The 12,961-nt window shown below is 67.0% G+C and carries 17 protein-coding genes; 6 read left to right on the top strand and 11 right to left on the bottom strand.

Translation table 11 applies throughout. From position 1 onward, the window contains the following. Positions 1–51: 51 nt before the first annotated feature. Both ACN9MV_RS32330 and ACN9MV_RS32325 read right to left on the bottom strand, forming a co-directional pair. Positions 52–723 (bottom strand): response regulator transcription factor, encoded by a 672-nt coding sequence (locus ACN9MV_RS32330; protein ID WP_093055200.1) that lies wholly within the window; start codon positions 721–723, stop codon positions 52–54. Positions 724–786: 63 nt separating this feature from the next. Then, complete coding sequence (locus ACN9MV_RS32325; RefSeq protein WP_093055202.1) at positions 787–1,272, bottom strand: MarR family winged helix-turn-helix transcriptional regulator; 486 nt, start codon at positions 1,270–1,272, stop codon at positions 787–789. Between the two features lie 146 nt (positions 1,273–1,418). Between ACN9MV_RS32325 and recA the strand changes: the two genes are divergently transcribed. From recA to ACN9MV_RS32310, 3 genes are read left to right on the top strand one after another with little or no spacing between them, the layout of a single operon-like run. After that, on the top strand, positions 1,419–2,525 hold the full coding sequence (gene recA / locus ACN9MV_RS32320; protein WP_093055204.1) for a recombinase RecA: 1,107 nt from the start codon (positions 1,419–1,421) through the stop codon (positions 2,523–2,525). Between the two features lie 42 nt (positions 2,526–2,567). Then, positions 2,568–3,026 (top strand): recombination regulator RecX, encoded by a 459-nt coding sequence (gene recX / locus ACN9MV_RS32315; protein WP_093055206.1) that lies wholly within the window; start codon positions 2,568–2,570, stop codon positions 3,024–3,026. Next, positions 3,010–3,438, top strand: coding sequence for a polyketide cyclase (locus ACN9MV_RS32310; protein WP_093076305.1), 429 nt, complete (start codon positions 3,010–3,012; stop codon positions 3,436–3,438). Before recX ends, ACN9MV_RS32310 begins: the two co-directional genes overlap by 17 nt. A 9-nt stretch (positions 3,439–3,447) precedes the next feature. Here the strand turns inward: ACN9MV_RS32310 and ACN9MV_RS32305 are convergent, their stop codons facing one another. The 8 genes from ACN9MV_RS32305 to ACN9MV_RS32270 are packed head-to-tail and all read right to left on the bottom strand — an operon-like array spanning position 3,448 to position 9,781. Next, positions 3,448–4,557 (bottom strand): mandelate racemase/muconate lactonizing enzyme family protein, encoded by a 1,110-nt coding sequence (locus ACN9MV_RS32305; protein ID WP_426390876.1) that lies wholly within the window; start codon positions 4,555–4,557, stop codon positions 3,448–3,450. Positions 4,558–4,562: 5 nt separating this feature from the next. Continuing rightward, positions 4,563–5,375: a transporter substrate-binding domain-containing protein gene (locus ACN9MV_RS32300; protein WP_093055212.1), complete on the bottom strand. Its 813-nt coding sequence runs from the start codon at positions 5,373–5,375 to the stop codon at positions 4,563–4,565. A 32-nt stretch (positions 5,376–5,407) separates the two neighbouring features. Then, positions 5,408–6,136, bottom strand: a complete 729-nt coding sequence (locus ACN9MV_RS32295; protein ID WP_093076300.1) for an amino acid ABC transporter ATP-binding protein — start codon at positions 6,134–6,136, stop codon at positions 5,408–5,410. Further along, complete coding sequence (locus ACN9MV_RS32290; protein ID WP_371127368.1) at positions 6,120–6,776, bottom strand: amino acid ABC transporter permease; 657 nt, start codon at positions 6,774–6,776, stop codon at positions 6,120–6,122. Before ACN9MV_RS32290 ends, ACN9MV_RS32295 begins: the two co-directional genes overlap by 17 nt. 22 nt (positions 6,777–6,798) lie before the next feature. Continuing rightward, positions 6,799–7,482: an amino acid ABC transporter permease gene (locus ACN9MV_RS32285; RefSeq protein WP_097197622.1), complete on the bottom strand. Its 684-nt coding sequence runs from the start codon at positions 7,480–7,482 to the stop codon at positions 6,799–6,801. 49 nt (positions 7,483–7,531) lie between these two features. After that, positions 7,532–8,773, bottom strand: coding sequence for a UxaA family hydrolase (locus ACN9MV_RS32280; RefSeq protein ID WP_426390875.1), 1,242 nt, complete (start codon positions 8,771–8,773; stop codon positions 7,532–7,534). 14 nt (positions 8,774–8,787) lie between these two features. Then, complete coding sequence (locus tag ACN9MV_RS32275) at positions 8,788–9,114, bottom strand: UxaA family hydrolase (RefSeq protein WP_093055220.1); 327 nt, start codon at positions 9,112–9,114, stop codon at positions 8,788–8,790. Positions 9,115–9,121: 7 nt separating this feature from the next. Beyond that, positions 9,122–9,781, bottom strand: a complete 660-nt coding sequence (locus tag ACN9MV_RS32270) for an RraA family protein (protein WP_093055222.1) — start codon at positions 9,779–9,781, stop codon at positions 9,122–9,124. A gap of 229 nt (positions 9,782–10,010) precedes the next feature. Between ACN9MV_RS32270 and ACN9MV_RS32265 the strand changes: the two genes are divergently transcribed. Next, positions 10,011–10,781 (top strand): SDR family oxidoreductase, encoded by a 771-nt coding sequence (locus ACN9MV_RS32265; protein ID WP_093055224.1) that lies wholly within the window; start codon positions 10,011–10,013, stop codon positions 10,779–10,781. 10 nt (positions 10,782–10,791) lie between these two features. Then, complete coding sequence (locus tag ACN9MV_RS32260; RefSeq protein ID WP_093055225.1) at positions 10,792–11,634, top strand: IclR family transcriptional regulator; 843 nt, start codon at positions 10,792–10,794, stop codon at positions 11,632–11,634. A 15-nt stretch (positions 11,635–11,649) separates the two neighbouring features. Here ACN9MV_RS32260 and yiaA read toward each other — a convergent pair whose 3' ends face one another. Then, positions 11,650–12,087 (bottom strand): inner membrane protein YiaA, encoded by a 438-nt coding sequence (gene yiaA / locus ACN9MV_RS32255; RefSeq protein WP_093076293.1) that lies wholly within the window; start codon positions 12,085–12,087, stop codon positions 11,650–11,652. A 129-nt stretch (positions 12,088–12,216) separates the two neighbouring features. Here yiaA and ACN9MV_RS32250 point away from each other — a divergent pair, with 129 nt between their 5' ends. Beyond that, positions 12,217–12,945, top strand: coding sequence for a hypothetical protein (locus tag ACN9MV_RS32250; protein ID WP_426390874.1), 729 nt, complete (start codon positions 12,217–12,219; stop codon positions 12,943–12,945). Positions 12,946–12,961: the final 16 nt, after the last annotated feature.

The following is a 12,961-nucleotide window of genomic DNA, read 5'->3' as shown; positions in this document are numbered from 1 at the left end:
CCGAGTCCTCCGGCGTGCCGCCGCCCGCGCGTGGCGGCTGCCGCGTCGTCGTCACTGGATCTTTTCGAGGCAGTAGCCCAGCCCGCGCACCGTCGCGATGCGCACCGGCCCCTTCTCGATCTTCTTGCGCAGGCGGTGGATGTAGACCTCGATGGCGTTGAGGCTCACCTCCTCGCCCCATTCGCACAGGCGGTCGACCAGCTGGTCCTTGCTCACCAGCCGGCCGGCGCGCTGCAGCAGCACTTCGAGCAGCCCCAGTTCGCGCGCCGACAGCTCGATCATCTTGCCGTCGATGGTGGCCACGCGGCCGGCCTGGTCGTACACCAGCGGGCCGTGGCGGATCGCGTTGCTGGTGGTGCCCATGCCGCGCCGCGTGAGGGCGCGCACGCGCGCTTCGAGCTCCTGCAGGCTGAAGGGCTTGGCCATGTAGTCGTCGGCGCCGTGGTCCAGGCCCTTGACGCGTTCCTCGACGCTGTCGGCCGCGGTGAGCACCAGCACCGGCAGCTGCGAGCCGCGCGCGCGCAGGCGCTTGAGGATCTCGATGCCGTGCAGGCTGGGCAGCCCGAGGTCGAGGATCAGCAGGTCGAACTCGTCATGGGTCATGAGCGCGGTGTCGGCCTGCGAGCCGTTCGCCACGTGGTCGACCGCCGCGCCCGAGGTGCGCAGGCTGCGCAGCAGGGCATCGGCCAGCACCTGGTCGTCTTCGGCAATCAGAATCCGCATGCGTCACCTCCGGCCTGTTCGAGCGCCGAAACGGCGCCGTTCACATTTGTCTCTGGGGCGAGTCTAGCCCGCTGTGTAGGCTTCCAGTCCGATGGTTACCACGGTGGCGATCTCGTCGCCGACGCTGCTTCGGAACTCGCTCTCGGCCTGCGTCACCGCGCTGCGGAAGGCGTCTAGCCAGGCCAGCCCGTCGGCGGTGAAGAGCACGCGCCGCGCCCGCGCGTCGAGCGGATCGGGCCCGCGCGTGACCAGCCCCCAGGCCTCGCACTGGTCGACCAGCGCCCCCATTGCCTGCTTGGTCATGCCGGCGCGCTCGGCCAGCTCCGTGAGGCGCGAGCCCTCACGCGCCAGGTGCCGCGTGATGTGGATGTGCGCCGCGCTCACCTGCGCGCGCGCCGCGAGGTTCGACAGCGCCAGCGGCACGTCGACGTCGTGCGCCATCAACTCCAGCACGCGCTCGTCGAAGCGGCGCATGGCGTGGCCGAGCAGGCGGCCCAGGTGGGTCTGGCGCCAGGCATCGGGGTCGGTCGGGAAAGCGGCTTCAGCCATGGCGGCAAATGGTAAAGCAAACTGACCAAAAAATGGGTTTACGCCAACCCATCAGCCCCTACACTACTGTTCAAGCATCCAGCCTGTAGTTAAAAGCAGATCGGATGAAACCCAACACAAACCGTTGATTTTCAAGGAATTTCCACATGGACGCAGTCGTCAAGGGCGCAAGCATCTCGGTCGCCAACAGTGAAAAAGCCAAGGCGCTGCAAGCCGCGCTGGCCCAGATCGAAAAGCAGTTCGGCAAGGGCACGATCATGCGGCTCGGCGAAGGCGAGGCGCTCGAAGACATCCAGGTGGTCTCCACCGGCTCGCTGGGCCTGGACATCGCGCTGGGCGTCGGCGGCCTGCCGCGCGGCCGCGTGATCGAAATCTACGGCCCGGAATCGTCGGGCAAGACCACGCTCACGCTGCAGGTCATTGCCGCCATGCAGAAGCAGGCCGGCACCTGCGCCTTCGTCGATGCCGAGCACGCGCTCGACGTGCAGTACGCCCAGAAGCTCGGCGTGAACCTGTCCGACCTGCTGATCAGCCAGCCCGACACCGGCGAGCAGGCCCTTGAAATCGTCGACTCGCTGGTGCGCTCCGGCGCCGTCGACCTGATCGTCATCGACTCGGTCGCCGCGCTCACGCCCAAGGCTGAAATCGAAGGCGAAATGGGCGACTCGCTGCCCGGCCTGCAGGCCCGCCTGATGAGCCAGGCGCTGCGCAAGCTCACGGCCACGATCAAGAAGACCAACTGCATGGTCATCTTCATCAACCAGATCCGCATGAAGATCGGCGTGATGTTCGGCTCGCCCGAAACCACCACCGGCGGCAACGCGCTGAAGTTCTACGCCTCGGTGCGCCTGGACATCCGCCGCATCGGCACCATCAAGAAGGGCGACGAGGCCATCGGCAACGAAACCAAGGTGAAGGTGGTGAAGAACAAGGTCTCGCCCCCGTTCAAGACGGCGGAGTTCGACATCCTGTTCGGCGAAGGCATCAGCCGCGAAGGCGAGATCATCGACATGGGCGTGACCGCCAAGATCGTCGACAAGTCGGGCGCCTGGTATGCCTACAACGGCGAGAAGATCGGCCAGGGCCGCGACAACGCCCGAGAGTTCCTGCGCGAGAACCCCGAGCTGTCGCGCGAGATCGAGAACAAGGTGCGCGAGTCGCTGGGCATCCCGCTGCTGGCCGCCGATGCTGGCGCCACGCCAGAGAAGCCGCAGAAGGCTGCCAAGGCCGAGAAGGCCGACAAGGGCGAATAAGCCAGAGCGCGGCTCCCCGGGGGCCGCGCGAGCGACCCCCGAATGGCATTCAACGCCCCGTCCCTCAAAGGCCGCGCACTGCGCCTGCTGAGCCAGCGCGAACATTCGCGCGCGGAGCTGGAGCGCAAGCTGGCAAAGCATGAAGAAGAGCCCGGCACGCTGGCGAAGGCGCTCGATGAGCTGGCAGCGAAAGACTTCATCAGCGAGCCGCGCGTGGTGGCCTCGGTGCTCAACCAGCGCGCTGCCCGCTCGGGCGCGCTGCGGGTAAAGCAGGAGCTGCAGGCCAAGGGCATCGCGCCCGAGGCCATTGCCGAAGCGATAGCTGGTCTGCAGGAAACAGAAGTCGAACGCGCCACGGCCCTGTGGCGCCACCGCTTCGATGCGCCGCCCGCCGATGCGAAGGAGCGGGCCAAGCAGATGCGATTCCTGATGGCGCGCGGTTTTTCGGGCGCCGTCGTGTCCAAGGTACTCAGGAGCGATTTCGATGAAACCGACGAATGAAGACCACGCCGCGCAGTCCCGCGTCATCACTCAGCGCGTGCAGTGCGAATGGCGCCGCGCCTATGTGCTGGCGGCAGATCCGAAGCGCTTGCCCGACTGGGCCAGCGGCCTCGCCAAGAGCGCGCTGGTGCCGCATGGCGACCACTGGATCGTGCGCACGCCCGAGAGCGGCGAGGCCCGCATGCGCTTCGCGCCGCGCAACGATCTCGGTGTGCTCGACCACTGGGTCGCGCCCGAAGGCGTGCCCGAGGTCTACCTGCCGTTTCGCGTGATCGGCGTTGCGCCGGACGCCTGCGAGCTGCAGTTCACGCTGCTGCGCCAGCCGCACATGGACGATTCGGCCTTCGAGCGCGATGCGCAGTGGATCGCCCGCGACCTGCAGGCGCTGCGCAACCTGCTCGAAGCAGACTGACTGACAGCCTCAGCCGCGCACCACGATCGGAGCGAACTTGCGCCGCGCCTTCAGCTGGTCGGCATCCCACTCGATGCCCAGCCCCGGCGTCTCCGGCGCCACCGCATGGCCGCCTTCGATGCGCAGCCGGCTCGTCGTGAGGTCGTCGAGCTGCGGGATGTATTCCACCCAGCGCGCATTCGGCACCGCCGCGCACAGGCTCACGTGCAGCTCCATCAGGAAGTGCGGGCACATCGCGATGTTGTGCGCCTCCGCGAGGTGCGCAATCTTCAGCCACGGCGTGATGCCGCCCACGCGCGCCACGTCGGCCTGCACGATGGAGCAGGCGCCCTGCTGGATGTATTCCGCGAACTGCGAGGGGTGGTACATCGATTCGCCCACCGCGATCGGCACGCTGGTGCTCGCCAGCAGCTGCGCGTGCCCGCGCACGTGCTCGGCCGGCATCGGCTCCTCGAACCATGCCAGGTCGAGCGGCGCGTACTGGCGCGCGCGGCGAATGGCCTCTGCCGCGGTGAAGCTCTGGTTGGCATCGACCATCAGCTCGAAGTCCGCCCCCACGGCCTCGCGCACAGCCGAAAGGCGCGCGATGTCCTGCGCCACATGCGGCTTGCCGACCTTGATCTTCGCGCCGAGAAAGCCGTCGGCCTTCGCAGCGAGTGTCTGCTCGACGAGTTGTGCGGGCTCGATGTGCAGCCAGCCGCCCTCGGTCGTGTAGACCGGCACGCGCGCCTGCGCACCACCGGCCAGCCGCCACAGCGGCAGCCCCGCCGCGCGCGCGTTGCGGTCCCACAGCGCAGTGTCGATGGCCGCCAGCGCCAGGCTGGTGATGGCGCCCACGGCGGTCGCGTGCGTGTGGAAGAACAGGTCGCGCCAGATGGCTTCGTACTGCTGCGGGTCGCGCCCGATCAGGCGCGGCACCAGGTGGTCGTTCAGCAGCGCCACGATGGACGAGCCGCCCGTGCCGATGGTGTACGTGTAGCCCGTGCCCGACGAGCCGTCGTCGCAGCGCACGGTGACCATCACGGTCTCCTGCGTCACGAAGGACTGGATCGCGTCGGTGCGCTTGACCTTGGGCGCGATGTCGATCTGCGCGATTTCTACCTGGTCGATCTTCGCCATCGTGCTCAGGCTCCGTTGCGCATCACGTCCGCGGGCAGGTCGGCGCCGTGGAATTTCTTGTAGATGGTGTTGAGCTCGCCGCTCTTGAGCTGCGCCTTCACGAACTCGTCGAGCTTGGCCTTCAGGCGCGGCTCGTTCTTGCGCATGCCGATGGCCAGCATGTTGACCTTCATCGTGAACTTCGGCTCCATCTGCTTGGCAGGGTTCTTCTCGTTGATGGTCTTCAAGAGCGGCGGCGCGGTCGCGAAGATGTCGGCCTGTCCGCTCACCACGGCGGTGATGGAGGTGGCGTCGTCGTCGAAGCGCACGATCTGCGCGCCGGCCGGCAGGATCTTCGTCACTTCCTGGTCGTTGGTGGTGCCGCGCGTGGCAATCACTTTCTTGCCCGCCAGGTCGGCCGGGCCGGTGATGCTCATGCTCTTGGGCGCGCCCACCACGGCCAGGATGGCGGCATAGGGCACAGAGAAGTCGACGACCTTCTCGCGCTCCGGCGTGACCGACATGCTGGAGATCACGATGTCTGCCTTGTCGGTCTGCAGGAAGGGAATGCGGTTGGCGCCGGTGGTGGGCACGATCTCCAGTTCGAGGCCCAGGCTCCTGGCCAGCAGGCGCGCGGTCTCGACGTCGGAGCCGGTGGCGTTGAGCTTCTCGTCCTTCAGGCCGTAGGGCGGCACTGCGAGGTCGATGGCCACGCGGATCTTCTTGGCGGCGGTGATGGTGTCGAGCTGGTCAGCGTGCGCCGCACCTGCAAAGCCGAGGGCCAGCACGAGCGCGGACAGCAGTGCGCCGCGGCGCTTGAACGAGAGGGAAGAAGTCATCGAAGGTCTCCTGGAGTTGTCTGAAAAGAAAATCAAAGCCCGGTGCCGATGAACTGGCGCAGCTCGGGCGTCTGCGGGTCGCTGAGGATGCCGGCGTCGCCTTCCTCCCACACCAGCCCCTGGTGCATGTAGATGACCTTGTCGGCCACGCCGCGCGCGAACGCCATCTCGTGCGTGACGAGGATCATGGTCATGCCCTCGGCAGCGAGCTTTTCCATCACCTTGAGCACTTCGCCGGTGAGCTGCGGGTCGAGCGCGGAAGTCACTTCGTCGAACAGCATCAGCTGAGGCTTCATCGCGAGCGATCGCGCGATGGCCACGCGCTGCTGCTGGCCGCCCGAGAGCTGCTCCGGGTAGGCGTCGGCCTTCTCGGCCAGGCCCACGCGTTCGAGCACTTCCATGGCGATGGCGCCGGCTTCCGATGCGCTCATCTTCTTCACCGACTGCGGCGCGAGCGTGATGTTCTGCTTCACCGTGAGGTGCGGGAACAGGTTGTAGCTCTGGAACACGATGCCCACGTCCTTGCGCAGGTCGCGCAGGTTCAGCGCCGGGTCGTGCACCGCGTGGCCGCAGCACTGGATGGTGCCGCTGTCGATGGTCTCCAGCCGGTCGATGCAGCGCAGCGCGGTGCTCTTGCCCGAGCCGCTCTGGCCGATGATGGCCACCACCTGCCCGCGCGTCACCGAGAACGACACGCCCTTGAGCACATGCAGCTTGCCGAAGTGCTTGTGGACGTCGTTGAGTTCAACCACGGGCTGCATTGAGCTTCCTTTCAAGGGCGCGACTCCATCGCGACAGCGGATAACAAAGAATGAAATACAGGACCACCGCGCACCCGAAATACAGGAAGGGCTGGAACGTCGAGTTGTTCAGCACCTTGGCGTTGTAGGAAAGCTCGGCATAGCCGACCACCAGCGACGCGATCGACGTGTTCTTGATGATCTGCACCAGGAAGCCCACTGTGGGCGGCGTCGCGATGCGCAGCGCCTGCGGCAGGATCACGCGGCGCATGCGCTCCCAGCGGGTGAGCGCCAGGCACTCGGCGGCTTCCCACTGGCTGCGCGGCACGGACTGGATGCAGCCGCGCCAGATCTCGCCCAGGAAGGCGCTCGCATAGATGGTGATGGCCAGCGCTGCCGCGACGATCGCCGGCACCGAGCCGATGCCCGCGATGTTGGGTCCGAAGAAGCACACGCCCATGAGCACCAGCAGCGGCGTGCCCTGGATGACCTGGATGTAGCCCGCCGCAATGCGCCGCACCGCCTTCACCGGCGACACGCGCGCCAGCGCCACCGCCAGTCCGATGAGCCCGCCGCCCACGAACGCAAGCGCCGAGAGCTGTACCGTGCCCCACGCGCCCATCAACAAAAAGCCGAAGTGATCGATTGGCATGAAGGTCATGTCGAAACCTCTTTCGCCCGCCTCACAGCGGCGTGCCCAGCTTGCGCCGGCGCGGGAAGATCAGCATGCCCAGCAGCCAGAAGCCCAGGCGCATGGCGTACGACAGCGCCAGGTACACCACCCACAGCACGATGAAGATCTCGAAGTTGCGGAAGGTGTCCGACTGGATGCGGTTGGCCACGCCGAAGAGCTCTTCCGCGCCGATCGACGACATGATGCTGGAGGCCAGCATCAGCAGCACGAACTGGCTGGCGAGCGCCGGGTACACGCGCTCCACCGCGGGCCGCAGGATCACGTGCCAGAACACCTGCAGCTTCGACAGGCCCAGGCATTGCGCCGCCTCGAGCTGGCCCTTGTGGATCGACTCGATGCCCGCGCGGATGATCTCGCAGCTGTACGCGCCGATGTTCACCACCAGCGCCAGCACCGCGCCCACCATGATCGGCATCGTCACGCCGGCACTGGAGAGGCCGAAGATGAGGAAGTAGCTCTGGATCAGCAGCGGCGTGTTGCGGATGGCTTCCACGTAGCCGCCCGTCAGGCGCCGCAGCCAGCCGTGGCGGCTGTTGCGCCCCAGTGCGCAGACCGTGCCCAGCGCAAAGCCCAGCACCGTCGCGATGAAGGACAGCTGCACGGTGGTCCACGCGCCTTCGAGCAGCAGCGGCCACTGCTCGAGCACGGGCATGAAGTCGAACTGGTAGTTCAATGCGTTGGGCTCCGGAAGTCCAATGGAAGAAAGCAGGGGAGGGTGCCGCTCACGCAGCGCGAGCAATGCTGGCGAGCGGCAGGCACGAAGGGCCGAGCGGTTCGAAGGCCTTGTAGGTCAGGATGAATTCGCGATGTCCCAGCGCCTCGGACTTGGTGGCCGCGCCGTCGGCAACGCTGCGCACAGCGTCGAAGATCTCCTGGCCCACCTCCTGCAGCGTGCCGCGCCCTTCGAGGATGCGGCCGGCATCGACGTCCATGTCCTCGCCGAGCTGGCGGTAGGTGTCGGGGTTGGCGCAGACCTTGATGACGGGCGACACGGCAGAGCCCACCACAGAGCCGCGGCCCGTGGTGAACAGGATGAGGTGCGCGCCGCAGGCGATGAGTTCGACGATCTCTGCGTTGTCGCTGATGTTCGGAAAGCCGAAGCGCGGCTCGCCGTCGGGCACCACGTCGAGCAGGTAGAGGCCGCCCTGCGGCGGAACGTCGCCCGGCTTCACGATGCCGTTGATGGGCGAGGCGCCGCTTTTCGCATATGCGCCCAGCGATTTTTCCTCGATGGTCGAGAGGCCGCCGTCGGCATTGCCCGGCGCGAAGCTGCCGTGGCCCATGGTGCTGTAGTAGCGCGCGGCCTTGTTCACGCATTCGACGATGGCCTCGCCGAGCTCCGGCGTGGCGGCGCGGCGCTGCATGTGGAATTCGCAGCCGATCAGCTCGCCGGTTTCCTCGAAGATGCAGCGCGCGTCCTGTTCGATCAGCAGGTCGAAGGCGCGGCCCACGGCCGGGTTGGCGGTGATGCCGCTGGTGCCGTCGGAGCCGCCGCAGATCGTGCCCACCACGAGCTCGCTCAGGTTCATGGGCACGCGCTGCTGCTGCGCGAGTTCGGCCAGCGCCCACTGCACCCACTGCGTGCCCTCGCGGATGGTGGTGCGCGTGCCGCCCTTCTTCTGGATGGTGAGCGTGTGCACCGGCCGGCCCGATGCGGCAACGGCCTCTTCGAGCTTGCGCTTGTTCATGCTCTCGCAGCCCAGCGAGATCAGCAGCGCCGCGCCCACGTTGGGGTGCGTGGCAATGGCTTGCATCATGCGTTCGGCGTACTCGTTCGGGTAGCAGCCGGGGAAGCCGACGAGATGCACTTCCGATTCACCGTCCTGCTGGCGGAAGTTGAGCGTGATCTCGCGGGCCACGTGGTGCGCGCACTCGACGAGGTAGGCCACGACCACGACGTTGCGAATGCCCTTGCGGCCGTCGGCGCGCGGGAATCCGTTGATCTTGAAATTGGGAGCGTTCATGCGGGGAGGGCGCCTCAGGCGTGGCCGACGAAGGTCTTGCCCTCGTCCAGCGTGTAGGTGGGCGTGTAGTCGCTGTCGAGGTTGTGCGTGTGGATGTGTTCGCCGGCCTCTACGGCCAGGCGCAGGCTGCCGATGACGGCGCCGTACTTCAGCACCTTCTCGCCGGCCGCGATGGCATGGCGCGCGAGCTTGTGGCCCAGGCCGATTTCTTTCGGCAGGGTCACGGCGCCGTCTTCGAGCTGCACGGACGTGCCGGCGGCAAGGCGGGTGCAGGCGATCAGGCAGTTGTCGCCGGGCGAGAGCAGCACCAGCCGGGCGTCGATGGATTGCGGGTTCGACATCCGGCGCTCAGAACTTGCGGTACTTCAGGTAGGCCTCTTGCGGGTCGGTGCCCGCGAGGATGGCGGTGCGCACGAGGTTTTCGCGGCCCATCATGTGTTCGGCCTCGGTAACGATGGCTTCGGCCTGCGCGAGCGGCAGGCAGATCACGCCATCGGTGTCGGCCAGCAGCAGGTCGCCGGGGTTCACCGTGACGTCGCCGATGCGCACCGGCACGTCCATCGCGTCTGGCAGCCAGTAGCCGACGATGTCGCGCGGCGTGAAGTAGCGGTGCCACACCTGGAAGCCCTGCTGCAGGATGAATTCGGCGTCGCGCACGCCGCCGTCGGCGATCACGCCCAGCACGCCCTTGCGGCCCAGCGTCTCGGCCGAGAGCTCGCCCATGTGCGACACCGTCGAGTCGTTCGGCTGGATCACGGCGATGTGGCCGGGCTTGGCACGCGAGAGAAAGCCGGTCCACGCCATCAGCGTCTCGTGCGGATCGGCCGTGGGGTCGACGCGGCCGTTCACCGTGAAGGCCGGCCCGCACATCTTCTGGCCGGCGATCAGCGGGCGCAGCGTGGGCGGCAGCGTGAAGTCGCGCAGGCCCGCGGCGCGCATCACGTCGTGGAGGATGCCCGTGTAGCAGGCTTGCAGGCGGGTGAGCAGCGAGGAGGGTGCTTGGGCCATGGGTGAATCTCGTTTTCTTAGGTAAAACTACTTTTCACAGATGAGGTTAGCAGCAGGCCTTCGAATGGAAGCTGGGGTTTGCGCCAATTCAAGGGTATTCACCAATGATTGAGCGACCGATCCCGGGTTTTTGAGGGGATGCAAAGGCTTGCGGGTCGCGTATATTTGATTTCATCAGTGAAATTGATATTTCACATATGCGCCGACACTCACTCAAAGGACATCGCCAATGACTTCTCGCGTTCAGGGAAAGAACATCCTCGTCACCGCTGCCGGCAAGGGCATCGGCCGCGCCAGCGCACTGGCGCTGGCGCGCGAAGGCGCCGCCGTATGGGCCACCGACGTGGACGAAGCCGCGCTGGCCGAACTCGCAGCGCTGGCTCGTGAAGAGGGCCTGTCGGGCCTGAAGACCGCCACGCTCAACGTGCGCGACAGCGCCGCGCTGCAGGCCTTCGCGCAGACCGCGGGGCGGCTCGACGTGCTCTTCAACTGCGCCGGCTTCGTGCACAGCGGCAACATCCTGGCCTGCGAGGAAGCCGACTGGGACTTCAGCATGGACCTCAATGTGAAGTCGATGTACCGCACCATCCGCACCTTCCTGCCGGCGATGCTGGAGCGCGGCGGCTCGATCATCAACATGGCCTCGGCCGCGTCGAGCGTGAAGGGCGTGCCGAACCGCTTTGTCTATGGCGCCTCGAAGGCCGCGGTCATCGGGCTGACCAAGGCGGTGGCCGCCGACTTCATCCAGCAGGGCGTGCGCTGCAATGCCATCTGCCCGGGCACGGTCGAATCGCCCTCGCTGCGCGACCGGATCGCGGCCCAGGCCGAGCAGGCCGGCGCCGACGAAGCCGCGGTGCGCGCCGCCTTCGTGGCGCGCCAGCCGCTCGGGCGCGTCGGCAAACCGGAAGAAATTGCTGCGCTGGTGGTGTACCTGGCTTCCGACGAGTCGGCCTTCACCACCGGCGCGATCCATATGATCGACGGTGGATGGTCGAACTGAGCAGGGAACAATGAAGCAAGCACCAGCGCCGGAAGAACTACAGAGTCAGGAAGAGGCCGCGCCCGAAGGGGAGGGCGCGCTGCGCTATGCCGCGCCGGCGCTCGAGAAGGGGCTGGACATCCTGGAGGCGCTGGCCGACAGCGCCACCGGCTACACGCTGAACGAGCTGGCGCAGAAGGTCGGGCGCAAGGTCAGCGAGATCTTTCGCATGGCGGTGACGCTGCAGCGGCGCGGCTATGTGCAGGTCGACGAGAACGACCGCTACACGCTCACACTGCGCATGTTCGAACTGGCGCATCGCCAGCAACCGCTGAAAAGCCTGGTGAGTGCGGCGCTGCCGCTCTTGCGCGAGCTGGCCAACCGGGCGCGCCAGTCGTGCCACCTCACCATGTACCAGGGCGGGCGCGTGGTGGTCATCGCGCAGGTCGAGAGCCCCGAGCGCTGGTCGTTCGGGCTCAAGGTGGGGGTGGTGATGGGGCTGACGGATACGTCGTCAGGCCACGTGCTGCTGGCGTTCCGCGACGAAATCGATCGCGCCCGCATGCTGCGCGCCCACATCGGTGTGGAAGGCGAACTCGACATGGACCCGGGCGAGCTCTTCGCGATCCTGCAGGAGGTGCGCGAGCGCGGCTACTCGGCCATGCCGAGCAAGCAGACGCGCGGCATCACCAACATCGCGTTCCCGGTGATGGGGGCGGCCGACCACGTGATCGCGTCGATCAACGTGCCGTACATCGAGCGCATCGACCAGAAGTCGGCGCCGGACGTGGTGCAGGTGCGCGGCATCGTCGGCAACATCTCCGCGCGCCTGTCGGCGCTGATGGGGGCCAGCGGCTACAACGACAACGAGTAGCGCCGGCTCGCTCGCTCAGTTGGCTTCGGGCGAGTCGTCGAGCGACGGCATCTCGCTCTTGTGCGCGGCGATGTCGCGCACGTTCTTCTGCACGGCCACAGCGCCGAACAGGCTCAACAGGAAGGCCATGGCGTAGAAGCCCTTTTCGCTCGCGGCCAGCGTGGCGTTGAAGAGGCCGACGGCGAGCAGCGCCACCGACAGCAGCAGCGAGATCCAGCACAGGCCGTAGTAGATGCCGGTGACGGCGGTGCCTTCGAGGCGGTCGCGCACGGTCTTCTGCAGCGACACGGCGGCGAACAGGCCGTACATCAGGATGGTGAAGTAGTAGCCCTTCTCGTTGAGCTGCATGGAGGCGTTCCACAGCCCGATCAGGTAGACGATGGCGCCGATGAGCAGCGCGGCCCAGGATGCGGCGACGAATGCCGCGGTCGGTTTCTGGAATTTGACGGCCATGAAGTCCTCCTCGTGTGGTTGGTGCGCGATTATGGTGTGGGGCGCCGATGGCATGATCCGCGGCAGGCCGCCGGATTGCACGGCAAGCAGTCGAGCAGAACGGCCGTCAATCAACGGAGGAGTTTTTCCATGTCATCCGACCCCGTCGGCCAGCCGTCTCTCGTTCGCACCGGCGCCAAGGCCGGCTTGTCTTTCGCCGGTTCCGTGATCAAGGGAGGCCTGCTCGGCGTCATCCTGGGCGGCGGCGTTTTCTTCTTCTATCTGAGCCAGTTGCAGGGGCCGGGCAATACGGCTGCGCGTGCCGGTGGAGCCGGCGCCATCGTCGCGCTCATCACCTCGCCGCCGCTGCTGGTAGCGGTCTTGCTGCTGCTGTTCGTGGTCGTCTACGTGATGCTGGGCGTGCAGCAAGGGCGCGCGCGTGCGATGCAGCATCTGGTCGCGGCGCGTGGCGAGGCCGTGTCGCAGCGGCTCGGCGGTGCGATTGCCGGGCGCATCGAAGCGATGCCGCGCGCCCACGGCACTTTGCAACGCGCGGCCGACTGGCTGTCGATCGATGCCTTGAGCAAGCAGCTCGCGCCGGTGCTGGGTGAAGGCAAGGCGGTGCGTTCGGTGGTGGGCTTCGTGCTCAACAGGCTGCCGCTGAGCGAGATGCTGGCCGAATGGCAGCAAAGTCGCGCGGAGCATGGCGAGCCGGTGGCAGGCGAGGGCGCTGTGCAAGACCCGGCGCTGCGCGCGCTACTCACGCGCCGCATCCACGAGGCGCTGCAGGACATGGCGACGCCTTCGCGCAAGCCGCTGTACGTCGCGCTGGGCGTGCACGCGGCCCTGCTGGGCGTCGGGCTCTGGCTGGTGAACTGACTGAAGAGGCGTGGCG

The sequence above is a fragment of the Variovorax sp. R-27 genome (genome assembly GCF_049913215.1).
In the GTDB taxonomy this organism is placed as follows: Bacteria; Pseudomonadota; Gammaproteobacteria; order Burkholderiales; family Burkholderiaceae_C; genus Variovorax.
The sequence above is the reverse complement of the archived record's forward strand: the minus strand, read 5'-3'. Positions and strand labels throughout refer to the sequence as shown.

Bases quoted from the DNA above. Each gene is read 5' to 3' on its own strand.
- ACN9MV_RS32330 (WP_093055200.1), bottom strand. From the start codon at position 723: ATGCGGATTCTGATTGCCGAAGACGACCAGGTGCTGGCCGATGCCCTG.
- ACN9MV_RS32325 (WP_093055202.1), bottom strand. From the start codon at position 1,272: ATGGCTGAAGCCGCTTTCCCGACCGACCCCGATGCCTGGCGCCAGACC.
- recA (WP_093055204.1), top strand. From the start codon at position 1,419: ATGGACGCAGTCGTCAAGGGCGCAAGCATCTCGGTCGCCAACAGTGAA.
- recX (WP_093055206.1), top strand. From the start codon at position 2,568: ATGGCATTCAACGCCCCGTCCCTCAAAGGCCGCGCACTGCGCCTGCTG.
- ACN9MV_RS32310 (WP_093076305.1), top strand. From the start codon at position 3,010: ATGAAACCGACGAATGAAGACCACGCCGCGCAGTCCCGCGTCATCACT.
- ACN9MV_RS32305 (WP_426390876.1), bottom strand. From the start codon at position 4,557: ATGGCGAAGATCGACCAGGTAGAAATCGCGCAGATCGACATCGCGCCC.
- ACN9MV_RS32300 (WP_093055212.1), bottom strand. From the start codon at position 5,375: ATGACTTCTTCCCTCTCGTTCAAGCGCCGCGGCGCACTGCTGTCCGCG.
- ACN9MV_RS32295 (WP_093076300.1), bottom strand. From the start codon at position 6,136: ATGCAGCCCGTGGTTGAACTCAACGACGTCCACAAGCACTTCGGCAAG.
- ACN9MV_RS32290 (WP_371127368.1), bottom strand. From the start codon at position 6,776: ATGACCTTCATGCCAATCGATCACTTCGGCTTTTTGTTGATGGGCGCG.
- ACN9MV_RS32280 (WP_426390875.1), bottom strand. From the start codon at position 8,773: ATGAACGCTCCCAATTTCAAGATCAACGGATTCCCGCGCGCCGACGGC.
- ACN9MV_RS32275 (WP_093055220.1), bottom strand. From the start codon at position 9,114: ATGTCGAACCCGCAATCCATCGACGCCCGGCTGGTGCTGCTCTCGCCC.
- ACN9MV_RS32270 (WP_093055222.1), bottom strand. From the start codon at position 9,781: ATGGCCCAAGCACCCTCCTCGCTGCTCACCCGCCTGCAAGCCTGCTAC.
- ACN9MV_RS32265 (WP_093055224.1), top strand. From the start codon at position 10,011: ATGACTTCTCGCGTTCAGGGAAAGAACATCCTCGTCACCGCTGCCGGC.
- ACN9MV_RS32260 (WP_093055225.1), top strand. From the start codon at position 10,792: ATGAAGCAAGCACCAGCGCCGGAAGAACTACAGAGTCAGGAAGAGGCC.
- yiaA (WP_093076293.1), bottom strand. From the start codon at position 12,087: ATGGCCGTCAAATTCCAGAAACCGACCGCGGCATTCGTCGCCGCATCC.
- ACN9MV_RS32250 (WP_426390874.1), top strand. From the start codon at position 12,217: ATGTCATCCGACCCCGTCGGCCAGCCGTCTCTCGTTCGCACCGGCGCC.